This window comes from Rhodovarius crocodyli (assembly GCF_004005855.1).
GTDB lineage: Bacteria > Pseudomonadota > Alphaproteobacteria > Acetobacterales > Acetobacteraceae > Rhodovarius > Rhodovarius crocodyli.
Genome location: NZ_SACL01000004.1, coordinates 380,887 through 405,594 on the forward strand (window position 1 = coordinate 380,887; position 24,708 = coordinate 405,594).

General features: G+C 68.8%; 24 protein-coding genes and 4 tRNA genes. 27 read left to right on the top strand and 1 reads right to left on the bottom strand.

The window, feature by feature from the left end; genetic code table 11:
• The first annotated feature begins 22 nt into the window (after positions 1-22).
• From EOD42_RS13980 to EOD42_RS25975, 8 genes are all read left to right on the top strand, one after another.
• Complete coding sequence (locus EOD42_RS13980; protein WP_127788153.1) at positions 23-862, top strand: helix-turn-helix domain-containing protein; 840 nt, start codon at positions 23-25, stop codon at positions 860-862.
• Complete coding sequence (locus tag EOD42_RS13985; RefSeq protein WP_127788154.1) at positions 837-1,466, top strand: hypothetical protein; 630 nt, start codon at positions 837-839, stop codon at positions 1,464-1,466. The genes EOD42_RS13980 and EOD42_RS13985 overlap by 26 nt, the downstream gene beginning before the upstream one ends.
• A gap of 23 nt (positions 1,467-1,489) precedes the next feature.
• Positions 1,490-3,073: a phage terminase large subunit gene (gene terL, locus EOD42_RS13990; RefSeq protein WP_164867941.1), complete on the top strand. Its 1,584-nt coding sequence runs from the start codon at positions 1,490-1,492 to the stop codon at positions 3,071-3,073.
• A gap of 78 nt (positions 3,074-3,151) precedes the next feature.
• Positions 3,152-3,235: transfer RNA gene (locus EOD42_RS25965), tRNA-Ser, on the top strand.
• Positions 3,236-3,237: 2 nt separating this feature from the next.
• Positions 3,238-3,323, top strand: a tRNA-Ser gene (locus EOD42_RS25970).
• A 2-nt stretch (positions 3,324-3,325) separates the two neighbouring features.
• Positions 3,326-3,399 (top strand) — tRNA-Trp (locus EOD42_RS13995).
• Between the two features lie 558 nt (positions 3,400-3,957).
• A tRNA-Arg gene (locus EOD42_RS14000) sits at positions 3,958-4,034 on the top strand.
• 38 nt (positions 4,035-4,072) lie between these two features.
• Positions 4,073-4,246 carry a hypothetical protein gene (locus EOD42_RS25975; protein WP_164867907.1) on the top strand — a complete coding sequence of 58 codons (174 nt, stop codon included), beginning with the start codon at positions 4,073-4,075 and terminating at the stop codon, positions 4,244-4,246.
• A 12-nt stretch (positions 4,247-4,258) separates the two neighbouring features.
• On the opposite strand, the gene EOD42_RS14005 is transcribed toward EOD42_RS25975, so the two are convergent.
• On the bottom strand, positions 4,259-4,411 hold the full coding sequence (locus EOD42_RS14005; protein WP_206020355.1) for a hypothetical protein: 153 nt from the start codon (positions 4,409-4,411) through the stop codon (positions 4,259-4,261).
• Positions 4,412-5,482: 1,071 nt separating this feature from the next.
• Here EOD42_RS14005 and EOD42_RS14010 point away from each other — a divergent pair.
• From EOD42_RS14010 to EOD42_RS14110, 19 genes are all read left to right on the top strand, one after another.
• On the top strand, positions 5,483-5,953 hold the full coding sequence (locus tag EOD42_RS14010; RefSeq protein WP_127788157.1) for a hypothetical protein: 471 nt from the start codon (positions 5,483-5,485) through the stop codon (positions 5,951-5,953).
• Positions 5,954-5,979: 26 nt separating this feature from the next.
• Complete coding sequence (locus EOD42_RS14015) at positions 5,980-6,249, top strand: hypothetical protein (protein WP_127788158.1); 270 nt, start codon at positions 5,980-5,982, stop codon at positions 6,247-6,249.
• 66 nt (positions 6,250-6,315) lie between these two features.
• Positions 6,316-8,061 (top strand): phage portal protein, encoded by a 1,746-nt coding sequence (locus tag EOD42_RS14020; RefSeq protein ID WP_127788159.1) that lies wholly within the window; start codon positions 6,316-6,318, stop codon positions 8,059-8,061.
• Positions 8,062-8,063: 2 nt separating this feature from the next.
• Positions 8,064-8,276: a hypothetical protein gene (locus tag EOD42_RS14025; protein WP_127788160.1), complete on the top strand. Its 213-nt coding sequence runs from the start codon at positions 8,064-8,066 to the stop codon at positions 8,274-8,276.
• Positions 8,273-9,844, top strand: coding sequence for a hypothetical protein (locus EOD42_RS14030; protein ID WP_127788161.1), 1,572 nt, complete (start codon positions 8,273-8,275; stop codon positions 9,842-9,844). Before EOD42_RS14025 ends, EOD42_RS14030 begins: the two co-directional genes overlap by 4 nt.
• Positions 9,844-12,036 (top strand): phage minor head protein, encoded by a 2,193-nt coding sequence (locus EOD42_RS14035; RefSeq protein ID WP_127788162.1) that lies wholly within the window; start codon positions 9,844-9,846, stop codon positions 12,034-12,036. The genes EOD42_RS14030 and EOD42_RS14035 overlap by 1 nt, the downstream gene beginning before the upstream one ends.
• A 26-nt stretch (positions 12,037-12,062) precedes the next feature.
• On the top strand, positions 12,063-12,257 hold the full coding sequence (locus EOD42_RS14040) for a hypothetical protein (RefSeq protein WP_127788163.1): 195 nt from the start codon (positions 12,063-12,065) through the stop codon (positions 12,255-12,257).
• Positions 12,258-12,351: 94 nt separating this feature from the next.
• Positions 12,352-13,077, top strand: coding sequence for a hypothetical protein (locus EOD42_RS14045; RefSeq protein WP_127788164.1), 726 nt, complete (start codon positions 12,352-12,354; stop codon positions 13,075-13,077).
• Between the two features lie 11 nt (positions 13,078-13,088).
• On the top strand, positions 13,089-13,727 hold the full coding sequence (locus EOD42_RS14050; RefSeq protein WP_127788165.1) for a hypothetical protein: 639 nt from the start codon (positions 13,089-13,091) through the stop codon (positions 13,725-13,727).
• Positions 13,727-13,906, top strand: a complete 180-nt coding sequence (locus tag EOD42_RS14055; RefSeq protein WP_127788166.1) for a hypothetical protein — start codon at positions 13,727-13,729, stop codon at positions 13,904-13,906. Before EOD42_RS14050 ends, EOD42_RS14055 begins: the two co-directional genes overlap by 1 nt.
• Complete coding sequence (locus EOD42_RS25980) at positions 13,906-18,543, top strand: hypothetical protein (protein ID WP_164867942.1); 4,638 nt, start codon at positions 13,906-13,908, stop codon at positions 18,541-18,543. The genes EOD42_RS14055 and EOD42_RS25980 overlap by 1 nt, the downstream gene beginning before the upstream one ends.
• Positions 18,544-18,710: 167 nt before the next feature.
• Entirely contained in the window at positions 18,711-20,093 is a 1,383-nt protein-coding gene (locus tag EOD42_RS25985) for a hypothetical protein (protein WP_164867943.1), read from the top strand.
• A 217-nt stretch (positions 20,094-20,310) separates the two neighbouring features.
• A complete protein-coding gene (locus EOD42_RS14080) occupies positions 20,311-21,786 on the top strand; it encodes a hypothetical protein (protein ID WP_127788170.1) in 1,476 nt (491 codons plus the stop codon).
• Positions 21,787-21,863: 77 nt separating this feature from the next.
• Positions 21,864-22,319 carry a hypothetical protein gene (locus tag EOD42_RS14085; protein WP_127788171.1) on the top strand — a complete coding sequence of 152 codons (456 nt, stop codon included), beginning with the start codon at positions 21,864-21,866 and terminating at the stop codon, positions 22,317-22,319.
• Between the two features lie 3 nt (positions 22,320-22,322).
• Positions 22,323-22,865: a hypothetical protein gene (locus EOD42_RS14090; RefSeq protein ID WP_127788172.1), complete on the top strand. Its 543-nt coding sequence runs from the start codon at positions 22,323-22,325 to the stop codon at positions 22,863-22,865.
• A gap of 26 nt (positions 22,866-22,891) precedes the next feature.
• Positions 22,892-23,488, top strand: a complete 597-nt coding sequence (locus EOD42_RS14095; protein ID WP_127788173.1) for a hypothetical protein — start codon at positions 22,892-22,894, stop codon at positions 23,486-23,488.
• Complete coding sequence (locus EOD42_RS25990; protein ID WP_164867944.1) at positions 23,488-23,985, top strand: hypothetical protein; 498 nt, start codon at positions 23,488-23,490, stop codon at positions 23,983-23,985. Before EOD42_RS14095 ends, EOD42_RS25990 begins: the two co-directional genes overlap by 1 nt.
• Positions 23,982-24,401, top strand: coding sequence for a phage tail terminator-like protein (locus tag EOD42_RS14105; RefSeq protein ID WP_127788174.1), 420 nt, complete (start codon positions 23,982-23,984; stop codon positions 24,399-24,401). Before EOD42_RS25990 ends, EOD42_RS14105 begins: the two co-directional genes overlap by 4 nt.
• Entirely contained in the window at positions 24,398-24,697 is a 300-nt protein-coding gene (locus EOD42_RS14110) for a hypothetical protein (RefSeq protein WP_127788175.1), read from the top strand. Before EOD42_RS14105 ends, EOD42_RS14110 begins: the two co-directional genes overlap by 4 nt.
• Positions 24,698-24,708 lie beyond the last annotated feature (11 nt).

The following is a 24,708-nucleotide window of genomic DNA, read 5'->3' on the forward strand; positions in this document are numbered from 1 at the left end:
CTTCGACCATGCTGCCATCATCATGCAGACGCCTCCGAAGATGACGCCCGAGGACTGGGAAGCGCTGATCGCGAAGCTGTTCGCGGAGCCCCAGGAAGGCGTGCCCCAGGCGACCATCAGCTCCCTGGCGCGGGAGTACGGGATCTCGCGCGCGCTCATCCATGGGCAGCTGAAGAAGCGGAACCTCACCTGGTCCATCGACAGGCAGGCGGCAAAGAAGGCGAGCCTGGATGAGGAGGCGCAGCACCGGGATCGGATAGCCCAGACCCCTGCCCCTCCCCCCCTTCCCGGCTACCGGCCGCCCGAGGCTATCCGCGCCCAGGGCGACGCGCTGCGTGAGACCCTCCCCGCCTCCCTGCGCCCTATCCTCGACGCGGCAGCCATCCGGCAGGTGGCGCTGGAGCGGCTGAAGGAGCGGAACGAGCGCATGGCCGGGCTGGCCGAGCGACTGGTGCATCTGGTGCAGGTGGCGCTGACCACCCCAAAGGACGACGACCAGGTGGGGTTGACGAAGAAGATGCAGGCCCTGTCCACCCTGCTGCCAGGGAAGAATGACGGCATCCCGGCGATCGTCGCCTCCATCACCTCCCTGACCAACACGCTGCGGATCTCGGAGGCCGGCGTGCTGCGCCTCGAGCTCGACGGGCTGAACGACCGCCATAAGTACGAGAGCGAGAGCGGCGCCCTGGATGGGCTCGGGGCCGAGGGAGACGACATCGACAGCCTCTCCACCGAGGAGAAGGCCCAGCTGCTGGACGCCATCAATATTCTCGAGGGGACAAGCCGCCGTGCCCCTATCCCCATGCCCCCGCGCCGTGTCATCGACGTGCGCCCCGATGAAGGAGAAGACGATGCTACCTGAGCCGCCGGCCAAGGGGTCGCTGCAGCTGTTCGTGCGGGAGGCATGGCCGCAGGTGGTGGTGGCGCCGCTCGAGTGGGGCAACGTCCTCGAGAGCATGAGCGAGCAGATTGAGCAGGCTCTCCACGAGCCGGGTACGCCCTGCCTTATCGCCTGCCCCACGGCGCGCTGTGGAAAGACCATGCTGATGAGCGTTCTGCTGCCGGCGTGGATCTGGACCTGGGCACCGGCCGCACGCCTGATGACCGTCGGCGTTTCCGAAAGGGCGGCTCATGCGGACGCCCGCCTCACCCGAGAGCTGCTGCGCAGCGTGTGGTACCGCCGGCGCTGGGGTGAGGGCATCGTTCCTTTCGCGACATCCAACTTGGCCTTCACCGAGAACAGGGCCGGCGGCTATCGCCGAGCGGTTGGTGTCCGGAGCGCCATAAGTGGCCTGCGTGTCGATGTGGCGATCGCAGATTGCATCTATCCTTTCGCCTACCCGGGCGCCGAGCGAGGGGAAGCGCGCGACCGCGTGGACACCTGGTGGCAGCAAGAAGCCCTGAAGCGGGTCGTCCCCGGCGGCCACATGCTGCGCGTCGAAGAAAGCATCCTCGCCACCGCATGACCCCTCACGGCCTCCCCTCTGCCGTGAATCATGCCCGACTGCAGCGCTTCCGCAGCCGGACTGCCTCGCCGCGCGTGAAGCTCGAGGCGCAGCTGGGCCAGGAATCCTTCAAGGCCTTCGTGAAGATGGCCTGGAGCGAGGTGGACCCTGCGGTCCTGTCCTGGAACTGGCACCTGGACCTGATCTGCGACGAGATGGAGAAGGCCGCGCGCCGCGAGGTGCGGGAAATGGTCATCTGCATCCCGCCGCGCTCCCTGAAGAGCCAGCTCGTCTCCGTGCTGTTCGTGGCCTGGGTGTGGACCTGGCACCCGGCCGCCAAGTTCATCACCGCGTCCTACGAGATGAAGCTCGCCACCCGCGACGCGGTGAAGACCCGCCGCCTGGTGAAGAGCGACTGGTATCAGGCCCGCTGGGGCCCCGCCTCGCCGTACCGCGGCAAGCTCAGCACGGGCGAGGATCACCCGGGCGTCGCGATCGAGGGCGACCAGGACAACAAGACCTATTACGAGACCACGGCCGGCGGGCACCGCTTCTGCGCGACCCCGGGCGGCCAGGTCACGGGCCACGGCGCCGACTTCATCCTCGGCGACGACATGAACCATGTGAAGAAGGTCGAGCAGGAGGCCGACCGCGAGAAAGTCACGTCCTGGTGGCGTGAGGCCATCCCGTCACGCCTGAACGACCAGGCCTATGGCGTGAAGATGGTGATCCAGCAGCGGACCCATGTGAACGACCTGGCCGGCGAGTGCATCCGCCTGGGCTACCACAAGGTCGTGCTCCCCATGGAGTTCGAGGCCGACCATCCGGATCGGCACCCCTTGGACCCCCGCAAGGTCGATGGGGAGGTGCTGCACCCAGCGCGCTGGGTGCAGCGCAATGCCCTGTCCCGATACAAGGCCAACCTGGGCGCCTATGCGGTGGCCGGCCAGCTGCAGCAGCGCCCAGCCCCGCGCGACGGTGGCATCTTCAAGCGCCACTGGTTCCGCATCGAGGCCATGGCCCCGGCCGAGGTGCTGCAGGGCGGCACGGTGCGGCGCTGGGATCTCGCGGCCACGGTGCCGAAGTCTGGCACCGACCCCGATTACACCGCCTCGGTGAAGATGGGGCGCGACCAGTTCGGGCGGGTGTACATCCTGCACGCCAACCGACTGCGGGAGACGCCCTTCAATGTGGATCTCGCCATCCAGGCCATGGCCAGTCAGGACGGGAACAGCTGCCGCCTCATCCTGCCCCAGGATCCAGGCGCGGCGGGCGTCGCGCGCATGCAGCAGCAGCAGGCCTTCCTGGCGCCCATCGCCACCGAGTTCGAGCGGGAGACCGGCGACAAGGCCGAGCGAGCCCGCGGCCTGGCCTCGGCCGCCCAGGCGGGCAACGTCATCCTGGTGCGTGGGGAGTGGAACGACGCCTTCCTCGAGGAGCTGTGCACCTTCCCCGCCGCCGCCCATGACGACTGGCTGGACGCGGCGGCCGGCGCCTACAGCGCGCTGTTCGGGGGCGCGGACAACATCCTGCAGGCCTATGCCCAGATGCTGCGCGAGGCCCAGGGCACGGACAGCCATGATCCTGGGTCGGAGCATGTGTCGCAGGGGGTTTATGGGGGCGGGTGACGACCATTTTGTCGGCGTCAACAAAATGGTGGGCGGGGGTTGCCATGCAGCCGAGTGGTTCGACCATGCTTCCATCATGGAAGGTGGCGCTGGGTTGGCTGGCAAGCGGTCTCGAAAACCGTGCCTACCGCAAGGTTGAGGGTTCGACTCCTTCACCTTCCGCCGGAAAGAAGACCGCGCAGGGCGTGGCGCCGCTTGCTAAGCGGTTGGAGCCGAAAGGCTTGGGGTTCGAGACCTCTGCTTTCCGCCAGTTGGGGCGTAGCTCAGTGGTAGAGTTCTGGTCTCCAAAACCAGCAGCGCAGGTTCGATTCCTGCCGCCCTAGCCACTGCTCCCGTCCCAGTTTCCATTGTATTAGAACTTCCACCTACAGGCGTGGAGGCTTCGATGGCGTTCGTTGTGACTTTCTGGTCGAAAGCTTATGTGGCGCACACGGGTAAGAGCACCAAAACCTATGAAAGTGCGGCCGAAGCATGGGCGGCAGTCGATGCGCTCATGCGGAGTGACGAGACTGTGGAGATAAGGTCGCCCTCCGGACATGAGATTGGATGGGCTGAGCTTAAGATGCTTGCGGAGCGAGAGCAGCATTGAAGGACGGTTGCCCCGCAGCGGACAAGGCTCGGGCCCGTGAGGCAGTAGGAGATGGTGCGGGAGGTCCATTGGGCCGCTCCACCGCGCCCCTCCGACCCCAAGCCGGGATGGGAAGCGAGTGGCTGACCAGGGGCATCAGAGCGCTCGGGCTGGAAACGGCCCGGGCGCTTCTGCTATTCAGGGCGCGCTGCGGCGGCACGGAAGGACGTGCGAAGCTGTAGGGCGGCGGGTAGGCCCTCGGGAGCCGAACGAAGCGGCCCAGCCGGTATCAAGCCCGGCACGCAGCGCAAGTTCTGGTGCCCTAGCTCAACTGGATAGAGGAGCCCCGTCCTAAGGGGATGGTTCGGGGTTCAAGTCCCTGGGACACCACCAACCCTGGCGGGCCATCACGCCCGCGCCCGGAGGATGCAATGGCCCACCACAAGCGCGGCCGAGCCCGCAACCGCCGGGCCGGCTGCAAGCTCTGCAAGCCCTGGAAGGTGACCGGCCATGCCAAGGGGCGGCCGGGTGCCGAGACCATCAGCAGCTATCGCAGCCGCATCGGCACTAAGCTGGATCTGAGGGACGCGCTTCGCTGCGACTGAGCCCAGGGCGCATCAGGACGCGCCTTCGGCCTCCGGCTCCTCAGGCGGCTGCGCCAACGCCACCGGGTCAGCCTCCCCACCTCTGCCGATATTCACCAGCGCGTTGCGCGCCTGGCAGCCGGGGCAGAGGAAGAAGCACCCCTCCTCATCGATCTCGGGATCCACCGCCCGGAACATGATTTCCAGGCCGCAGTGTCGGCATGTCCACATGCCCAGACGCTACCTCTCGGCCTCGGGCGACGCCAGCTTCACGTGCGCTCCCAGGATCGGCGGCCCGCCTTTCTCGGGAAAGCTCATGGTCGGACCCCGCGCCCTGCACCGAGAGCATGTCAGCCGGTGGTAGAACTCCGATAGATTCATATCCGTATCAAGCCCAAATCTGACGATCCATTCCTGGATCCGTGCACGCCGGGTGTGGCTACAGCGACACAGCAGCGAAACCAAAAGATCCCGCCTCCACCCCAGAGGGTCTATCGGCTTCGGTCGATGGTAGTTCGCTGCCATAGTACGGAACATAAACGGAACACATTATCTCGCAAGGTTGCGCAGGACGATCAGCCGGCATCTCGCAGCAGCCTGTTGAGGAACATATTCAACTCCCTCAAATGGCTGATCAAATCCCTGTGGGTAAACTCAACCTTTGCTGCAGCTTACCATCCAGCCGTCTCCCCCCGCCGAGACACATTAAAATGGCGGACGATGACTCTGGGATGGGCTTGGCCCACCTAAGCCGCAAAAAACCGTAAAATGTTACCGTTCTGTCTGGTTGGGGAGTGCGTCCCTTCCCGTGGGCAAGCAGAGAACCAATAGGGAACATGACCACAGCCCGACAAAGGGCCGACAACGCACGCACAGGCGGCGACCGGCCGTCATCATTATGAATGAGCATCAAACTCCAGTAGGCGACATTGCCGACCATTCCGGACTCGCTACGACATTGGTCCTATTGTGCGCTCTAAAATCCTGATATGAGAATGATCGGCACCCACGAACCCGTGATGAGAAGATGCGCCTAGAAAAGCTCGACATTCTTCCTGCCGAAGATCAGCCACTTTGCCTGTTTTGGCCCGCCAGAACGCCGGCCGTGTTCTCTTTGCGAGGGCCAGCGCCGCGGCACCGCCAGGGCAGTATGGTCATCCGCCAAGGCGGATCGTCCTACGTGGTCGATGGCGGCGACGTGTTCATCCTGCCGCCAGTCCCCCGCTGCTTCGTGTCGCCAGAGATGGGGAATGCCTGATGACGAACGCTGCGCTACCGGACGCGCCCTATGTGGTAGTCGCGGTCACCTATGATGAAGCCACGCTTCACCGCCTGAAGGCACTCGCAAGGCGCCGGCTGCCATTGGGCGAGATTGCAAAGCGCATGGGCCGGTCGCTCGAGGATGTTCGCTACATCGCGGACACCAACCGTATCATGGTCGTGCGGGACAACCGCACAGGCGGCCCCCGCACCGTCCTGGCCTCGCACCATAGCCCCGCCGCCCATGCCGCCGACCGGCGCCTGGAATGGCTCTCAGCCGTGGCTCACCGGAGCCGACTTGCATCCGCGCCGCGGTTGAGCGAGCAAGAGCAGGCAGACCTCATCGCGCAGCATCTCGCCAGCAAGGGTGTGACCCATTGCCCCTCCGTGCACCTCGAAGGCTCCGCCGCCAACGAAATCGTGCCCTCGAAGCTGAGGGGCCGAGGATCCTTGCAAGTCGAACTGTAGCCGAGGAAGCCGGCGCCCGCGCCGATATGGCGGCCTTCGACGCCCTGCCGCCTGAAGTGCGCCAGGTGCTGCGGAACCTGCTCTACAAGCCGATCTGCCCCAAGGTGCTGACCGCCGTCTGGAAGATGTCTGGCGTGCCCGCCGAGGTGATCGCCGCGATCATGGCAGGCGAAGCGATCAAGACCGAGGCGAGATTGGTGGCGGAGCTGGACGGCAAGTTCATCTGCCAGGGCTCCCGCTCACCCCACGCCGCGGCCCAGGCCACCATCCTGCGGGCGGAGCCGCTTACCGGCTAGACGCCGCGCCAAACCTCCGACCATGCCAATGAAGCGGCACCTCTGCCGCGTTGGTCGGAGTAAGCCATGGATAAGCAAGTCGGGCCGACCTCGGCGGTGCAGACCCGCAACAGCCCGTTGGCGGTGATGAGCAAGATCCCCTCGGGGTTCATCGCGGCCGCCACCCGTGGCCTGCGTTCCGTCTTCGGCCCCAACTCCACCATCCGCGATGCCCCGCAGAGGCCCGTCTCGGCGCCCCAGGCGGTCGAGCCGACCTTCGATCAGCCCTATGCGTGGATGGACCCCGGCAAGCCGGTGCGGCCGATCCCGATGCCAAATAACGACCTGGTGGGCCTGCGCTTCGCCTACCAGCCTGGCGTCAACAACCTGCAGCAAGGCCGCTCCCTAGAAGGCGTCACCTTCGAGACGCTGCGCAATCTGGCCGAGAACTTCGACCTTCTCCGCCTGGCCATCCAGACCCGCAAGGACCAGCTGCGGAAGCTGGGATGGTCCATCCAGCCGAAGGTGAAGCCCGGTGAGCGCCGGCGCCCCGTCAAGGACGAGAAGCTGATCGCCCGCTGCACCGCGCTGCAGGAATGCATGCTGCGGCCGGATGGCGACCTGACATGGGACCAGTGGATCAGCGCCATCGCCGACGATGCTTTCGTCCTGGACGGCGTTTGCCTGTACCGCCGCCGGCATCCGGATGGCCGGCCCTACGCGCTCGAGATCATCGACCCGGCGACCATCCAGCCCCTTCTCGACGTCACGGGCCGGAAGCCCCTCCATCCCAGCCCGGCCTATGTCCAGATCCGCAATGGCACGGTCGTCAACCACTACACGCGCAACGAGCTGACCTATTGGGCGCGCAACGTCCGCAGCAACAAGATCTACGGCATGTCCGAGGTCGAGCAGGTGGTACGCACTGCCACGCTCGGCATTGCCCGCGTCACCAAGCAGGTGGGACACTACTCCGAGGGCAACATCCCGGACATGCTGCTGAGCACGCCGCAGAACTGGACGCCGCAGCAGATCAGGGATTTCCAGGGCATCTTCGACCAGCTGATGTCGATGCCAGGGTCAAAGCGGAGGGGCTGGTTCGTGCCCGCCGGCACCGGGCAGCCCATCATGCTGAACCAGGAGGCCCAGCTGTTCGGGCCCTTCGACGAGTGGCTCGCCCGCATCATCTGCTACGCCTTCAGCCTACCGCCCTTCCCCTTCGTCAAGGAAACGAACCGGGCCACGGCCGAGACTCAGTACGACGCCGCCATGGCCGAGGGCTTGGGTCCGTTCCTGACCGGCTTCAAGAACATCATGGATATCGAAATCCGGGAGTTCTGGGAGGAAGACGGCCTCGAGCTGGTGTGGGACGACAGCGAGAACCTCTCGGCCGCGGAGAAGACGGCGCGCGAGCAGTCGGACATGCGCTCGGGCATCATCTCCATCGACGACATCCGTGCTCAGCGCGGGCTCGACCCCGTGGGCCTGCCGCCCATGATCTTCGGCCTGGGGCCCATGGGGTTCATGACCTTGGATCAGGTGAAGCAGGCGATCGATGTCGGCACCAACCTGCCGCCGGCGCCAATGGCGTTCGACGCCGCCGCCGGTGACGATCCCCTGGCCGGGGCGCCACCGGAGCTGCTGGCGCAACTCGGAATCCAATCGCCAGCCGCCCCCGGGCAGGCAGGCGGCGCCGGGCCCGGTGGGCCAATGGGGAACGGGGCTGGCCCCCGAGGTCCGGCGCGATCCATGGGGGCGCTCGGCGCCGCGCTGTCCCGCACCAAGCCGGTGCCAGGCGTGAGCGAGCTCCTGCAACGCGCCGGAGGGTATTGAACATGGCGGCTTGTGCGCATCATTGGGTGCAGAGCTGGAAGCACTTCGACCATGCCCATCACCACGAGGAATGCAGCAGATGCGCCACCCGGCGCGTGCTGCGGCAGGCCGACACCAAGGTGATGTGGGACGTGACCTGGCTGGAGCGGCGCGGCGAACCCGAGCATCCGACTGCCGGCGATCCCATTGTCATCCGGCCGGGAGGCTTCGCATGAGCCAGCTTTCTGAGGCCCAGATCGAACAGCGTCGCGAGGCTGCGAAAGCACGCTGGAGCCGTTACGGCAGGCAGGCACAACACGCGGCAATCGCAGGTGCCATCGGCGCGGGTGTAGCAGGACTGGCCTTTCGCCGACCCCGTCCCGCGCTTCTGGGTGCTGCACTTACAGCCGCCATCCCGGCTGGGCGCTTCCTTGCGCGAGAGATCTCAGGCGATCCCGACCTTGAAGGCGCGACGCTTTCCGACAAGCAGACCGCCTCCGTCCTGCGTGACTTTGGCGCCCGCACGATGCGCGAGCGCCTTATCGTCCGCGACAGAAGTGGCCGGGTGACCATGGACAACTTGGGCGGCAAAGAAAGTGTCGCTGCGATCACCCTGCTGGATGTCGTGCGAGGCGAGAGCCGCCGCCCTGATTCCTCCGCATGGCACAACCACCCCCATCCCGCCCTGCCATCGGCCACTGACTTGCTCTTCGGCCAGCGCGGCGTGGTGGTTCAGCCCGACGGAAGCACTGCACGCTTCAAGTGGGTTGGCGGCGATGTGTATCGCGACGGCTTGGGAGAGCTCAGCGACGTAGCCTCTGAAGTCCTCAAATTGTCGGGGGAGGCACAAGGCGCATTGCGGGAGAAAGCGGTGAAGGATTGGAGCCCGGCAGAGGTTGGGCAATACGCTCAGCGGTGGTCTAAGCATCTGGAGGGGCTCAAGCGCCGGAAGCTGATCGAACTTGAGATCAGACCCTCGGCGCTGTCGAAACGCCAGGCGGGCCAGCCGCTTTCCGACGCCGAGCGCAATCAGCGCGTGGAGGCCGCCCGGGCCCGCTGGGCCAATGCCAGCACCCGGGGAGACGGCGAGGCCGCGCCCAAGAAGCCGTGGAGTGGCGAGCGCCTCGGCCTTGCGCGCGGCATGAAGGTGCAGGCCTCCACCACCCTCGCCCCTACTTGGCGCCACAACTATGACGGCAGCGAGTGGGGGCATGACGCGCCACCCGCCCAGGACGGCGGCAGGATGTACCAGGCGCTGTCCCGCCGCCCGCAGGTGCCGGACGGCATGAAGACCGAGGACTTCGTGGCCCTGGGCCGCTGGGCCTCGGCCACCAGCCGCGACATGCGTGACCGCATCGTGGCGGAGGGCGTGGACGGCGACCGGGCTCGTAAGAAGCTGAGCACCATCCCCGCCAGCCGCCGCAACGACGCCGAAGCCATCAAGATGGCCTTCAACCACGCCCGCATGCTGGCCCTGCACGATATCGGCCTGATCCGGGTGAAGGACTTCAAGCTGACGCCCGAGGCGAAGGAAAAGCTGCAGGGGCTCGAGCCATTCATGTGGCGCGCCCGCCGGCAGATCTCGAATCCGCTGCGCGAGCAGCACGCCGAGACCTGGGCCTCCATCCGCCGCCAGTACGGGGAGGCCTTCGCTGACGGCCGCACCCACCGCGTGGCGACGCGCGGCGCAGCGGCGGGCGAGACCAAGCGACGCTTCGAGCGGCACAGCACCCTGGTTAAGGAGGCCCCTGCAGACTGGTGGGCCGGCTCCGGGCTCATCGTGCCGGTGGGCTGGGAGGCCTGATGGAGAAGCGCGCGCCCGGGCTGCCCCTCTCGGAGGCGGAGCTGAAGCAGCGCCGCGAGGCCGCGCGTTCCCGGTGGGAGAAGGCGGCGGCCGGTGCTGGCGCGGTGACCGGGGCCGCGGCCGCCGGTGGCGCTGCGGCAGCCGTGGCCCGCATCGTGGAGCGCAGCCGCGCGGCCAAGGCCGTGCGACAGGGCAATGAGCGCGGCGCTCGGCAGGAGGCCTGGGGCAAGCGCCTGGGTGAGAAGGTCGAGGAACGCGGCCAGCGCCAGGCGGCACGTGCCCGCGCGGGGGACGTGGTGCCGAAGTACCGCGCCTTCCTCGAGCGGCGCAGCGCGGAGGCAGCCCGGGATCTCGCCACCCTGCGCGCTGGCGAGCGCCCTGTCCCGGGCTATCGCAACACCGCAGACCGGCTGGACCCGATCAAGAGCGTGGTGCAGGACGGGCGGAAGCTCACGCGCTTCGAGATGGAGTTCGTCGATGACGGCGCGCCCCTGGGACCGGCCCAGCTGGATGACGCGCTTCAGGCGGCCCGGGAGCGCTGGCGCGGCACCATTGACCGCCTGAAGGCCACGCCCCGCAACAGGCGCGTGAAGGTGGAGGGGTTCGACCGCGCGGCGGCCCGCCCTCATGACCGGAAGATCAAAGCCACCGAGGGATGGGCCTCATCACGTGGCCGGGCCACGCAGGCAGCCGCTGATGGCGCCAGCAGCCCGCGCGTGGAAGCCGCGAAGGCGATCCTGGACAGCCACCGAGAGGCCATGGCCGAGGGGCTCGCATCAAACGACACCATGAGCCGCCGGCAGAAGGTGGATCTGGGCCGGGCGCGGCGCGTCCTCCACGAGGTGGGCCAGTTGCCAGAGGGAGAACCCGTGCCCTCTGTCCGCGGCAAGAAGCGTGGCGTCCGGGTGGAGCCCACGCAGGGCGCTACGGTGCGCAGCCATACCCGCAAGGTGCCGCGCGCCTGGCCGGGAGCGGAGCTGAGCGCTTCCTGGCGGCGCGAGATGGGCGCCGATATCCGAGAGGGCACCGAATACGCGGCGGGCAACCTGCGCGCCCGTGTCGCCCAGCGCGCTGCCGCGAGCCGCGCCGCCGGCATTGGCCGGGCAAAGGCCATCCTGGCCCGGATGCCGGGCCGCGTGAGGGTCACTGGTGCTGCCGCAGGCGCGCTCGGCGCGGCGCTGGGCGGTTTCGCCGCGTGGCGCAAGGCCAATTCGGTGGAAAAACTGGCAAAGGCTGCCCCGCGCGGCACCACGGCGCTGGTCGGCAGCCTGGCCACCCGGCTGGCGAGCCTGTTCCGTGCCTGGGGCCAGGATCCTTCGACGGCGGATGCCAGCGCAGGAATCCAGGAGGCGCTGGAGCCCGCCGCCGATGTCTTCCGGCTGGCAGCCGAGAGCGTGCAGCCGAACATGGACGGCGACAGCACCCAGGCGCCCATGACCGGCGGCGACCCGCGCCGCACCATCGCCTTCAACTTCGACGCCCGGAATCCCCGCGTGGAGCAGTACCTGCGCGGGTACGAGCTGGATCTCATCCGGAACCTGACCGACCAGTCGCGGGAGGCGGTCCGCACCGCGCTGCGCCTGGGCGCTATGACAGGCGCCAGCATCCCCGAGCAGGCCCGGCTGGTGCGCCAGAGCATCGGCCTCGCGCCCGGCCAGGTCGCCTGGGTGCAGTCCTATCGGATGCAGCTGCGCGAGCTGAACCCCAATGCCCTGAACCGGAACCTCCGGGACGCCCGGTTCGACAGCACCCTGCGCCGCGCGATCGCGGACGGCGCCCCCCTGAGCGAGGATCAGGTGGAGCGGATGGTAGACGCCTATTCCAGGCGCACGCTGGCCTACCGCGCCACCAGCATCGCTCGCACCGAGGGGCTGCGCGCCGCGACGGAGGGCAGCCTTGCCCAGGTCAAGGCGATGCTGGAGAGCGACAGCACCCTCGATGTCGAGAAGACGTGGCTGGCCACGGAGGACGGGCGCACGCGCGATGAGCACGTGCACCTGAACGGCCAGAGCGTGACCGGCCTCGAAACTGCCTTCCTTGTGCGGAGCAGCGACGGCCAGATGCACAGCATCCGATACCCGCGCGACCCGATGGCGCCCGCGCACCTCACCATCGGCTGCCGCTGCACCATGGGCTTCCGCCTGGTGCCGCGCGCCGATCTCCGCCGCCCCATGACCGCAGAGGCTGTGTGATGCCGAAGGAATTGACGACGCCGCGCATGAGCATCCGCCTCATGCAGGCAGATCACGGGATCCAGCAGTTCCAGCTGAAGATCGACATCGCGACCCTGGACGTGATCCAGGACCGCAATGAGGTCATCCGGCTGGCGAAGGAAGGCGTGGCCTCGCTGCTGCAGCAGATGGTGTGGCGGGTGCCGCTGGAGGGTGAGCAGCTCGAGGCGGCTGTTCCCTAAGTCGCGCGACGATCCGGCAAGATAGCCCTTCGCAGACCGTTTGCGCTTTCTGAAAACCCGCGACCATGACGGTGGAAGTCAGTCGGGGGCTTCCATGCTGAACTTCAGCGCCGAGGAAATCGCAGGCATCGAGGCGGCCATCACCGCGTACCGGGAAGGCCCGGAGCGCGATGCGGCCATGACGAATGCCTACCGCCAGGTGGAGGCCGCCGGCCGCCGCTGGAACTCGGGGGAGCCCATTGTGCCACCCGAGGGCTGCACGCCGCTGGCCAAGGCCTGCTTCGCCGCCGTGGATGCGTTGGCGAAGCGGGAGGCGATGGAGAAGGCGGTGAAGGCCGGAGAGGCGACCGTCGACGAGACGAGGGCAGCCCGGCGCCTGAAGCCGCTGGGCGCAGCGCTGAGCAAGATGGCGCCGGCGGCGTCGGCGGATGTCGCACCGGCTCACCCCAAAGTCGCGCAACAGCCGAACCACCAGAAGGCCATCGCCGCCCTGCCCCTCGCCCAGCGCGCCCATGCCGAGCAACTCGCGAAGGCCGGCCAGGAAGAGGAGCTGCAGAAGTTCCTGGGCCTGGCCCGGGTGGCCCTGCCCCCCATTGTCCGCGCCGGCACCCGCGTCGCCACCAACCTCCTGCGCGCCTCGGCCACCGTGGCCCCAGGCGCCGCCGCGAAGCCGACTGGCCTGGCCAGCGCTGCGAAGAAGGTCAGCGGCTGGACGGCATGGCGGTCGAAGCAGCCGAGCGCCAAGAGCGCAGGCGTCATGGGCGCGAAGCCGCGCGCCCCCAGTCTCGGCGTGGCCGCCCAGCCCGCAACCCAGAAGTAAGGGAGACCATCATGCTGCTGAGCCTGCTGAAGGTGGATGAGGAGCGCAGGCTGGTTTACGCCCGCGCCGCCACCTCCGAACCCGACCGTTCCGGCGAGATGCTGGACTATGCCACCGCCAAGCCCGCCTTCGAGGAATGGTCGCGCGGCATCGAGGAGGCCTCGGGCGGCCTGTCGAAAGGCAACCTCCGCGTCCAGCACGATCCCAAGAGCGTCGCCGGCAAGATCGTGGACATGAGCTTCGACGACGCCAACGAGGCCGTCGATGTGGTCTGCAAGGTCGTGTCGGACGAGGCCTGGAAGATGTGCCTCGAGGGCTGCTTCACCGGTCTGTCCATCGGAGGCGGCTACGCCAGGAAGTGGAAGGACGAGAGCACCGGCCTGACGAAGTACACGCCGCGCCTCACCGAGATCTCGCTGGTCGACAACCCCTGCATCCCCGGCGCCCGCATCATCCGGCTGGAGAAGGCCGACGGCGCAGTGGCCGACCTGCTGCTGAAGGGCCGCGCGCGGTCGTTCGACGAGATCCTGCCGCTGCCCGCCTTCCGCAGTTTCGAGGAGGTGCTGAAGGCCGCCCCGCGCCCCCGCACCTTCGAGGATGTCCTCCGGAAGGGCGGCACCGCTATCTGCGCGGCGAGGCCGCTGCACTGATGCCGGTCTTCGAGCGCAAGTCCCCGGCGCCACCGGCCACCGATCCCGGCCAGGCCTTCGTGGTCCAGACCCTGGCCAAGGTCGCGGCCGGGCAGAACCTACCCCGCCTGGCGCCCACCCCTGCCGCGCTCAACAGCGCCTTCCGTAACCCGCTGGTGATCCCCCCGGAGGAAACCTGATGGCGCGTTGCCGCTGGACCCCAGAGCTGATTGGCGACCTGCGCATGCGGGTAATGCGCCACAACCAGACGCCCGGCACCCAGAAGGTGCGCCTCGAGGAGCTGAAGAAGGCCTTCGCCGCGCGCGCCAGGGGTGCGGAGCCCATGGCGGCCGGGATGAAGGCGGTGGATCGCCTGCTGCTGGCCAAGGCGGACGACGATCAGCCCCGTGAGTCCAACGGCCGCTTCGCGCGCAGTGGTGCTCCCGACATGTCCGGCCAGGGCCGGTTCTATCGGGATGTCGCCACGCCCTTCCAGCATCGGCAGCTGCGTGAGCAGAACGCCGGCTATGAGGCGGCCAACCAGACCGTCATCCCCGAGACGCGCTATGGCCAGTTCCTTCCTGGCGCGCTGGCGGCAGCGTCGCTGGCGAGTGCCGCGGTCGATGGCGCCACCGCCAAGTTCGGCCGCAAGCCGAAGCTGAACCTGCCGAACAGCCTGGATGCGCTGCGCCTGGCGGCCCGTGCTGCGACCCTCGGCCGCGAGAACATTGCCAGCAAGGGGCTGAAGCAGGCCTCCCGCGCCTATAACGCCCTGTATGAAGACGGGGCCCTGGTGCCGGCAAAGCTTGTTCGGCGCTATTCAGACAAGAAGGTAGCGCGGATCGCGGCCCAGCCTACCAAGACCGCTGCCGAGCGCTTTCTCCGCTCCAGCAAGATCCTCCGCACCAAGATCGGGGGCCGCGTGGGCGCGGCGCTGACGGCCGCCGCCTTCCCTGGCGCCATCTTCGCCCCTCTCGCCTACGGCACCGGCCAGGCTATCGGCCCCGCCATCGACAGCGCGGTGGGCGGCCGCACCGTGAACAAGGCCAACACCGTGGAAGATCTCGCCAAGCGCTGGAAGCTTGCCAGCCTGACCGGCGCCGCGCGCCGCGCCCTGACCGGCTTCTCCCCCAGCGCCTCGCCCCTGGTGCAGGCGCGGCAGGCCATCAGCGGCCCCGCCGGCATCGCCGCGAACCGCGTAAAGCGCCACAACCTCGGCACCTTCGGGCGCGTGGGCACCCAGGCCGCTGCCGCCGCTGCTGGTGCCGGTGCCGCCGGCACGGCCGCCTGGGCTGCGGCCAGCCTCGGCCCACGCGTGTTCTACCGCGACGAGGACGGCAAATTCACCTCGAAGGAGAAGGCCGTCATCACTGGCGTCGCGGGTGTCGCTGGTGCTGCTGCTGGCCTGCTGGCAGGCCGCCGCGCCGTGGGCAATTTCGCCCGGGAGGCCCAGCGCCGCGCCACCGCCGCATTCGAGGCGCCGGCCACCGGGAAGGTGAAGAGTTCGGACGGCGTGTTCGACGCCATGCGCACCCGACTGGAGGGTGTGGACCGCCGCGCGGCCACCGGTCGAGGCACGCCGACGCCCGAGCAGGCTGCCGCCGCCAACCGCGCGCTGGACAGCGGAGCCGGGGATCGCCGCAACCTGTCCGACATGCTGGCCGCGCGCATGGAGGCCCGGACCAAGGGCGCCACCATGACCCGAGCCGAGGCGATCGAGGCGCGCAGCGCGTCGGGTGAGCTGGCGCGGCTGTATGGCAGCAAGGCCAACCGCACGCGGCGCCAAGCCGCGATCGCGGCGGCAACCAAGCCCATCGAGGCGCTGACGGTCGCCGCGCGCCAGGGCCCCGCCGCATGGGGCGCGAAGGCGCTGGACGATGTCGAGCGCAGCCAGATCGAGGGGCTGATGCGCCTGCCGGCGCGCGGGAAGCCCAGCTGGTGGGATGGTGTCGACAACCCGCGTGATGTGCGCCGGGCCTTCTTCGACACATGGAACAGCACCGGCAGCCTGGACCAAGCCATCGGCAAGCTGCCTAAGGCGAAGCAGGGCGACCTCAAGGCCATCCGCAGCGCCGTGGACGAGGAGCGCACCGCGTTCGCAGGCCGGGTGACGGCCTGGGAGACGCAGCGCGTCTCTGCGATCGAGGGCGCCGACAAGGCGGTTGCCAAGGTTCGCGAGCTGGCTGCGAAGAAGACCAAGGCCGCGAAGGCCCTGGACGACCTGAACGCCATCGATGCCGCCACCCACAAGACGAAGGCGGCGCGCGCAGCGCACGCCGACGCCATCACCGCCGCCGAGAATGAGCTGGTGCGCGCCGACAAGGCGCTGGCGGGGGCCAAGGAGGCCAGCGCGCGCGCCGAGCGCACCGCGAACCACGCGTCCCGCCTCGACCCGGCCGGCGGCGGCTTCCACAGCGCCCTGGCCGAGGCCAGCGACGAGGTGCGCGACGCGCTGCGCCCCCGCAACCCCTTCAAGCAGGGCAGCTTCCTCGAGGGGCTGCCCTCCCCAGCCCGGCTGAAGGAGCTGCGCGACGACGCCACGAAGCGCGCGCTGCTGGCGGAGAACACCCGCCTGGTGGACGAGGCCATGAAGCGCGGCGCCCGGGTGCGCCAGCTGGTGGACGATGTCGCCACCGAGACCGCCCGAATCAGCGGCACCCGCACCAGCGGCCCTGTGCAGCGGCAGGTGGAGGCAGTGGCGGCCCGCATCGCTCCCTACATGGAGAGCATGCAGCGCGACGTGCGCATGCTGCGCGGCGGCGCCAGCGCCTATGTGAATCGCCTCCTGGGCGATGGCCCGGCCAATTGGGGCACCGCCGCGCGCAACGCCCGCGCCAAGGTGGAGCGCTGGGTGCTGGGGCAGCAGGTCAAAGGCCCGACGGGCACGACGACGCGCGAAGGCGGCGCCTGGAACTGGGCAAAGCGCAACAAGGGCGCCATTCTGACCGCCGGTGCAGCCGCCGGCGTGCTGGACTACTCGGCCGATGGCCGTGTGAACCTCAACTGGCGTGGCCTGGGCCGCTTCCGGGATGACCCGCTCTCCGCCGCCGACAGCGCGCGCAAGAACACGGGTGCCTTCTTCCGGATCTACAACCCGGGCGCCGCCAACGAGGCGGTGCTGACGGGCATCACCCTGAAGGGCAAGGACGGCAAGGAGACCTTCGTCACCGGGCGCATCACGCGCGCCGATGGCAGCGAGATCCCGATCACCACCGGCGCCGCCGTGGACGACATCACCCGCCAGTTCAATCGCGGCCCCTCCGGAGACGGCGGAGGCGGTGGCGGTGGCAATGCCGGCGGCGAGGGTGGAGCCGCGGCGCGCGCCAGCGCCCTGTTCGGGAAGCTGAAGTCCGGCGACGCCGTGAAGCGCGAGGAGATCGGCGGCGAGACCTTCCAGCATACCGGGGGGCAGAACACCCTCTCGAAGGACGACGCCCGCACGCTCATGGCGACCCGGGACCAGTTCAAGACCTCGATGGAGCGGGTAGCCGAGAAGATCGGCAACAATGTCGGCGCCCATGCCGGCGACTTCTACCGCGCCCTGGGCCAGCTCATGGGTGAGCCGGGCCGGATCCTGACCATCAATCAGATGCGCCAGGCGCTGGTGGGCGATAAGGGGCTGTTCGGCACGGGCAGCCGCCTGAACGACAACCTCGACGCCAAGGCGCTGCAGGACAAGCTGAGCGGGCTCGCCGGCACCCTGCCTGCGCCCCAGGACGCAGAGCAGGCCAAGGCCCTGCGCCGCGCCATGCGGCTGCTGGGCGGCAAGGCCTCCCAGAAGGGGCAGGTCAGCAACTACAGCAGCATCGACAGCATCATCGATCGCCGCATGAGCAAGAGCGCACCGGGCACGCCTCCTGCAACACACGCCCCTGCCCCGAGCCCGCGCACCCACGGCGAGCTTGATGACGAGACCCTCTCGCGCCTCGAGGCGGATCTCCGCCCCCGGTACAGGAATGAGTTGTCGCGGCGCGGCGCGTCCTCGCGCGGGGGCCGCCCTGATGCCGATACCGAGCGGCTCATGGCCTACAACGACCGCCTGACCGAGGAAGCGGCGACGCTGTTCAACAGCTTCCGCGACGAGCTGCGCGGCACCCACAGCGCGGCCGAGGCGCGCCGACTGGCGGCTGAGCAGACCTGGAGCGTGATGACGGCCAGCCTGCCGAACCGCCCCACGAAGAACCCCTTCGCCAAGGCGGCGGGCGGGCCACTGGCCAAGGCCCTGGACGAGGCTCGCGCCGCCGCGCCGCGCCGCTTCGATGAGGCGAAGATCAGCCGCCACGGCAAGGGCGACGGTCAGGGGGGCGAGTTCGCCCCGCGCGGCGGCGGGCGTGCGGCCCGTGAGGAGGCCGACGCAGGCCCGCAGCGCCGCCCTGCGCCCGGCGCCCCGCCGGCCAAGGACGAGCGCGGCTACTTCGAGCCTGTGCGCCTGGGCGCCACGGTCGGCGGCACGGTCGGCAGTCAGGCGGCCTGGGAGCTGTTCAACCGCTACGCCCCCAAGGGCATCAAGCTGGGCGGCACCGCTGGCCGCTTCGTGCTGGGCATGCTGGCCAGCGTGGCGGGTGGCGTGGGTGGCGCGGCAGCGGGCGAGGCCGCTGGCAGGAAGACCTATGACGCCCGGGGCGAGAAGGCACCGGGCTCCTACGAGCAGCCGCAGCGGGACGGCGCCGAGGAAGTCGGCCGGGGTATCGGCGGGTTCCTGGGCGGCTTCGCCGGCCTTGCCACTGCCAGCGTGCCCGGGGCCATCGCCCTCGGCACCGCAGGCAGCCTGGCCGGTGAGGAGCTGTTCGGCCGCGCCGCGAAGATCGCCCGCGAGAGATTCGGAGTGGAGCTGTGACCTTCACGCAATCCGCCGGGGCCTTCTCCGGCCTCACCGCCACTGACCTCGCAGTGCCCGCCACACGGGCACTTGCCAGGAAGAGGCGTCTTTCAACCATGCTGGCAAGGCTCGCGGCGCTGAAGCGGCAATCGGGGCAGAGCGCCCTTCGGAAAGAGGACAGACACATGAACTTCCAGACCCTGATCGGTGCGCTGAAGACGAGCGCGAGCGAGATCGTCGCGAGCGGCGCCACCGATGCCGCCGACCAGCTGGCCAAGAGCATCGACCAGTTCGCCGGCCGCGCCGCCGGCCTGGTGGTCTCGCCCCCCGAGCAGACCGACCATGTCGGCACCCTGGGCCGCACCTTCGACGAGATGGTGAAGGCGGTGGGTGTGGTCGAGGACGGCGGCTACGTCCTGATGAAGGGCGGCGCGAAGCCGGATGACGGCAAGATGGAGCTGCTGAAGTGCGGCCTGAACATCGCGGGCGTGGCGCTGAACCTCATGGCCGCCGAGCAGGCCGCGCCGGCGGGCAGCGAGGACGAAGCCCGCAGCGAGGGCCTGGGCCTGTTCAAGGTGGCCTTCGATGGTGGTGAGCAGCTGCTGAAGCACTCCCTGGCCGAGGACGGCATGCGCTGGCTGCGCGATCCGGTCGAGGCGACCCAGGAGGGTCAGGACGAGGCGCTGGCCGCGCTGGCGCTGCTGGGCGTCGATACCGACCGCCTGCTGAAGGCCTTCGAAGAGGCCGAGGGTGGGGATGGCGGTGGTGAACCGGGCGGCGGCGAAGGTGCTGGCGATGGCGCTGGCGAGGGTGAAGGTGCCGCCGAGGGCGGTGGCGACGACAACCCCATCATGAACATGGCCCGCATGGGCGTGGCCACCATGACCACGGCCGGTGCGGTGCTGGAGGCCGGTGGCCAGGAGCTGCCGGAGGATGTCCAGCAGATGCTTTCCCAGATCGCCGAAGCCGGCGCGCTGATCACGACTCACGCCGACCACCTGGCCCAGCTGCATGCGGCCGAGGAAGGCGAGGACGAGGGTGAGGGTGAGGACAGCGAACTCGAGCCCGAGGATGGTGCGGGTGAGGGCGAGGACGAGGGCGCACCCACTGGCGAGAAGGAACCGCCCGCCAAGGGTGATGAAGGCGACGGCGACAAGCCCGGCGCCGAGGCCGACGCCAAGCCCGGGTCCGCGCCGCCCACCGGCAAGGAGGGAGACGAGGGCAAGAAGAAGCCCAAGGCCCGCGAGCCCGAAATGGCCCTGGCGGCCAAGACCGGCGAACTGGCGAAAACGGCCGCCGCCTTCCTGGCCAAGGCCCGCCCGGCTGCAGCCCCCGCGCCCGCCCCTGCCCCTGTGCTCCAGGCGCCGCCTGTCCTGCCGGCGAATGCGCCCGCTGCCCGGGTCGTGCCTGTCTCCAAGGCGGCCGATGGCGGTGGTGAGCCGCTGGCGAAGACGGCCAACGAAAAGACGCTGGAGGAGCTGGCGAAGATGTCGCCCACCGAACGTGAGCGCGCCGCGGTCTTCCTGGCACTCCGGGCCCCGCCGATCGAGCTGCCCGCCGCGAATTAAATCTCATTTCGCGGTCTGATTTCCTCTAGACCGCGTGCTGATACTCTGAAATGCCCTAGGTAGCAGATGGCTCCTGGGGCATTTTCGCATCCGGTGTCGTGGCCCTTGCGGCCAGCTTACGTCCCGTATTCCACGCCTAGGGACGAGGCGGCGTTGGCCCCCCGAGGGGGCTCGAGCGTCATCGGAAATGAATCCCAATCAGATCTCCGCAGAAGCGATGGACGCTCTGCGCGAAGCCCTGTCCAAGGCGGCCACGGGCGACAACCTGCAGAAGACCTTCGTCCAGAGCGGCAACCAGCTCACGGGCCTGACGGCCTTCAGCCTGGAAGCCCCGGCGAAGCTGTTCTACCCGAAGCTGACCCCCATCCGGAACCGCCTGCCGCGCGTCGGCGGCGGCACCGGCATCCAGGCGAACTGGCGTGCCATCACCGGGGTCAACACCGGCCGTGCCTCCATCGGCGTGTCCGAAGGCAACCGCGGTCAGATCCAGGCCGTGTCGGTCAAGGAGTACATGGCCTCCTTCCGCACGCTGGGCATCGACAGCTACGTGACGGCCGAGGCGCAGCGCGCCGCCAACGGGTTCGATGACCCCGAGGCCCGCGCGGTGCAGTCCAACCTGAATGCCCTGATGATCGGCGAGGAGCGCGTGCTGCTCGGCGGCCTGGGCACCTGGGGCCTGGGTCAGCCGGTCGGTCTGGCGATCGCGCAGACGACGGGCGGCAACATCGCCAACACCACGGTCGTCAATGTGCGCGTCTGCGCGCTTACCCTCGAGGGCTACAACCGCGCCAAGGCGGGTGAAGTCGTGGCGCTGCTGACCCGCACCACGGGCAATGGCGCGACCGACACCTTCGGCGGCGGCTTCTCGATGGCCTCGGCCGCGGTGAACCTGACCGCCAGCGCGGGCAGCACGCTGGTCAGCGCCAGCTGCACGCCCGTGAAGGGCGCCGTGGCCTACGCCTGGTTCATGGGCGCCAACGCCTCGACCATGTACCTCATGGACGTGACGACCAACAGCGCGACGAAGCTGCTGAACTTCCCGGCCGGCACCGAGCCCGCCCTGCCCGCGGACCTGCTGACCAACGACCGCAGCCAGAACCAGCTGGTCCACGACGGCTACTTCGGCCTGGTGGCGGCGAGCGGCAGCGGTGCCTACTGGTACACGATGCCGAACGGCGCCGGCGGCCTGGGCACGCCTCTGACCTCCGATGGTGCCGGTGGCATCAAGGAGATCGACGCGGTGCTGCTGTGGTACTGGAACACGCATCGCATGAGCCCCACGCGCATGCTGGTGAGTGGCCGGGAGCTGAACAGCTTCCGTACCCTGGGCCTGCTGGGCACCAGTTCCAGCACGCAGCGCTTCACCTGGAACAGCGACCAGCGCGGGGTCCTGCTGAGCGCCAAGGTGCGCGGCTACACGAATCCGTTCGCCATGGGCGGGTCCGAGGAGGTCGCGATCGAGCTGCACCCGGACGTGCCCCCGGGCACCATCCTGTTCGAGACGGACAGTCTTCCGTATGAACTGCCGGGCGTCGATCAGTTGAATCGCGTCCTGTGCCGCGCGGACTACCACCAGATCGTGTATCCGCAGATTACGCGCCGGAAAGATTTCGGCGTGTACACGGATCAGGTTCTGCAGTGCTACTTCCCGCCTGCGCAGGCCGTGCTGACCAACATCGGCGCGCCCACCTAATATTTCGTGGCGACTTGAGGCTCCCAGCCTAGCTGGGGGCCTTTTGTCGTTCAAGCCCCAGGACAGGGATCGTCCCAATGCCGAAATTCATCACCAAGCCGCCCATCCGCCAGTTCGCCTGCGATCACGGCCAGATCGAGGTCGGGGAAGATGGCGCGTTCGAGTTCGAGGCCGGCTCCAACATCCACGCCGCGCTCCTGGGCGCCGGCTACCAGACCATCGAGCTTGCTGAGGGCATGACCGCACAGGTGGAGGACAGCCTCCCGCCCGTCGCGCTCGCCAGGATCAAGGCCCTGGAGGCAGAGGTCGTCACCTTCAAGGAGTTCGCCCGCCTCGCGGGTGAACGTGCTGATGCGGCCGAGGCTGTGGCCTTGGCGCTCCGCACCGCCGATGCTGAGCGCCAGGCCAAGGAGGCGACCGAACAACCGCCGCCGGCCCCGCCGCCCGCGCCGTCGGAGGAGCCCGCCAAGGAGCCGCCGGCCACCGAGCAGACGGACGGCAGCAAGCAGACCAAGCAGCCGGCGAAGCGGTAACCCGTGCCCCTCGCGCCCTACGCCACGCTGCAGCAGCTTCAGGACTTCCTGAGTGAGGTATCGCCTGACGCCAGCCGTCAGGCCGATCTGTATGCCGCGCTGCTGCGCGCCAGTAGCGCCGTCGAGGATTTCTGCTGCCGGGACTTCGCGCCCGGCCAGCGCACCGAAAGCAAGTGGGCTGCGGCGCCGATCATGACGCCGCGTGCCACACCCGTGGCGAGCATCATCTCGGCGACCCAGGACGGCGCGCCGATCGAGCTGGTGAAACGCATGGGTGGCTCAGTGCTGGCTCGAAAGGATGGCCTGCCGTTCTCCGGTGAGGTCGAGGTGACCTACACCACCGAAGCTCCGGTGCCGAACAGCGTGCAGATGGCCACGCTGCTGACCGCCCAGGCCATGGCAGACGCGCCCGCCTACGACCAGAACGCGGGCGGCACCCAGTCCGCGGGCCTGTACAGCTTCAGCGCGCATGCGGGCGGTGCGGGATCTCTGCCTCCGGCCGCCAGGGCCCTGCTGGAGCCGCTGCGCGCGGTCTTCCTGGTATGAACCCCCAGGTTCGAATGGCGCGGCGCATGCTGCGACTTCAGCTGGCGCGCCGCGGCATCCCGGTGCTGATCCGCACCGTGACGCAGTCAGGCGGCGGCATGGACCAGCTGCGGCACCCGCCGGCGGTGGATGGCGCCGTCGTCGACGGTGCCCACGCCCAGGGCGCGACGACGCTGCGCCTGCGCGCGGCGCGGCTGGATGGTCGCTTCCTGACCGGGGACGAAATCTGGGTGGGCGGCACGCTGCCCTGGCCCCGCGTCAGCGCGGAGACCCCCATCGAGATCAACGGCCAAGTGGAGCTGCCGCTGAGCGTGCCACTGGCGGGCCCGCTGGCGAACGGTGAGACGGTCGTGGGCTTCGGCTTCACCAGCGACCGCCGCACCAAAGGCAATGTCGAAAGCTACCCCCTCCGCCTCATCGATGGGGAGATGATCCTGGCCAGCGATCGCCAGGTGCTGGTGGCAGCCGAGGACTGCCCCAAGCCTCCCGCCCCACAGGACCAGATCTTTTTCACTGAGGATGCGGCGGCCGGGCAGATGGACGGCGTCATCGTCGCCGTGCGCACCAGCGCTGAGTTCGGCTTTGCCATCGGCTACATCATCCAGGCACGGCGGGCAGGCTGATGGCGGACGACTTCGCCGTCTCTGTCGGTGCCTTCGTGGCCAAGGCCAAGGAGCGCGGCCGCGTCGCTTTCGTGATGATCGGGCTCGAGGGCCTCAGCCGGGTGCAGGAGCTGACACCGGTGGACACTGGCTGGCTGCGCGCCAACTGGCAGATCCAGCGCGACGGCGAGGAAATGCCGGCCATCCGCGAGGCCCTGCCGGCCGACGGCGAGAAGGCCACCAAAATGCTCGAGCGCCTGGCGCAGGAGAAAGCCCAGGGCGCTGGCCCGGCCGGGCAGCAGACCCTCGCCGTGCAGGATGCCCAGCTGGGCGAGACGTTGCGCATCGTGAACCCGGTCATCTACGCGCGCCCGGTCGAATACGGCCGCGAGATCGAACGCCAGGACGGCAACACCACCAGCGTCAGCGGCGCCGGCATGGTGGCCCAGACCGTGGCCGAAATTCCTGCCATCGCCGAGGCGGTCGTGACCGCCATCACCACCGGACAGCGGACATGAGCGATACCCTGCTGCGCATCCAGCGCGCCTTCGAGAACCGCGTGAAGCTGCTGGCTAATGAGCCGCTGGTGCAGTGGGAAGGCATGGCATTCGAGCCTCGCACGGGCAAGCCGTGGATCTCCACCAGGATGACGGGCCGCGACGTCTCGCCCATGGGCAGCTTCCAGGTCACGCCGCACCTCTGGCGCGGCAGCTACACCATCCTGGTCAAGCACCCGGCCGATGAGGGCCTGCGCCCCGCCTATTCTCGGGCACTGGCCATCCGCGACTTCTTCCCGCGTGGCAGCCCGGACATCGCGGACGGCCCGGTGAAGATCACCATCACCAATGTCGGGCTGCCGCCTGACTTCGTCACCGCCGGCTGGCGCACTCAGCCCGTGGCCATCAGCTGGTTTTACGAGGAGCCGCCGCAGTGATCGTCATGATCAAGAGCTATTTCCGTGAGGGTCGCTGGAGCTTCTACGAGGGCGAGACCTTCCACGCCGAGGCGATGTGCGACGAACGTGGCATCGCCATGGACGACTTCCAGAAGCACGTCGCTCTGGGCGAGGTGGAGGTCACCGAGGACAACGATCCGGCGGCCGACCCGCTGGCCGACGACGTGCTGCTGGCCGTGGCCGGCGCGGCGATCCCTGGCGTCGCGCCCGAGCGCGATGAAGGCGCCGAACAGCCCCTTGCCGAGGATGCCCCTCCTTCGACCATGACGGAGTGAGTGGGGCCGCT

Bases quoted from the DNA above. Each gene is read 5' to 3' on its own strand.
- EOD42_RS13980 (WP_127788153.1), top strand. From the start codon at position 23: ATGCAGACGCCTCCGAAGATGACGCCCGAGGACTGGGAAGCGCTGATC.
- EOD42_RS13985 (WP_127788154.1), top strand. From the start codon at position 837: ATGAAGGAGAAGACGATGCTACCTGAGCCGCCGGCCAAGGGGTCGCTG.
- EOD42_RS25975 (WP_164867907.1), top strand. From the start codon at position 4,073: ATGGCCCACCACAAGCGCGGCCGAGCCCGCAACCGCCGGGCCGGCTGC.
- EOD42_RS14010 (WP_127788157.1), top strand. From the start codon at position 5,483: ATGACGAACGCTGCGCTACCGGACGCGCCCTATGTGGTAGTCGCGGTC.
- EOD42_RS14015 (WP_127788158.1), top strand. From the start codon at position 5,980: ATGGCGGCCTTCGACGCCCTGCCGCCTGAAGTGCGCCAGGTGCTGCGG.
- EOD42_RS14020 (WP_127788159.1), top strand. From the start codon at position 6,316: ATGGATAAGCAAGTCGGGCCGACCTCGGCGGTGCAGACCCGCAACAGC.
- EOD42_RS14025 (WP_127788160.1), top strand. From the start codon at position 8,064: ATGGCGGCTTGTGCGCATCATTGGGTGCAGAGCTGGAAGCACTTCGAC.
- EOD42_RS14030 (WP_127788161.1), top strand. From the start codon at position 8,273: ATGAGCCAGCTTTCTGAGGCCCAGATCGAACAGCGTCGCGAGGCTGCG.
- EOD42_RS14035 (WP_127788162.1), top strand. From the start codon at position 9,844: ATGGAGAAGCGCGCGCCCGGGCTGCCCCTCTCGGAGGCGGAGCTGAAG.
- EOD42_RS14040 (WP_127788163.1), top strand. From the start codon at position 12,063: ATGAGCATCCGCCTCATGCAGGCAGATCACGGGATCCAGCAGTTCCAG.
- EOD42_RS14045 (WP_127788164.1), top strand. From the start codon at position 12,352: ATGCTGAACTTCAGCGCCGAGGAAATCGCAGGCATCGAGGCGGCCATC.
- EOD42_RS14050 (WP_127788165.1), top strand. From the start codon at position 13,089: ATGCTGCTGAGCCTGCTGAAGGTGGATGAGGAGCGCAGGCTGGTTTAC.
- EOD42_RS14055 (WP_127788166.1), top strand. From the start codon at position 13,727: ATGCCGGTCTTCGAGCGCAAGTCCCCGGCGCCACCGGCCACCGATCCC.
- EOD42_RS25980 (WP_164867942.1), top strand. From the start codon at position 13,906: ATGGCGCGTTGCCGCTGGACCCCAGAGCTGATTGGCGACCTGCGCATG.
- EOD42_RS25985 (WP_164867943.1), top strand. From the start codon at position 18,711: ATGAACTTCCAGACCCTGATCGGTGCGCTGAAGACGAGCGCGAGCGAG.
- EOD42_RS14080 (WP_127788170.1), top strand. From the start codon at position 20,311: ATGGACGCTCTGCGCGAAGCCCTGTCCAAGGCGGCCACGGGCGACAAC.
- EOD42_RS14085 (WP_127788171.1), top strand. From the start codon at position 21,864: ATGCCGAAATTCATCACCAAGCCGCCCATCCGCCAGTTCGCCTGCGAT.
- EOD42_RS14095 (WP_127788173.1), top strand. From the start codon at position 22,892: ATGCTGCGACTTCAGCTGGCGCGCCGCGGCATCCCGGTGCTGATCCGC.
- EOD42_RS25990 (WP_164867944.1), top strand. From the start codon at position 23,488: ATGGCGGACGACTTCGCCGTCTCTGTCGGTGCCTTCGTGGCCAAGGCC.
- EOD42_RS14105 (WP_127788174.1), top strand. From the start codon at position 23,982: ATGAGCGATACCCTGCTGCGCATCCAGCGCGCCTTCGAGAACCGCGTG.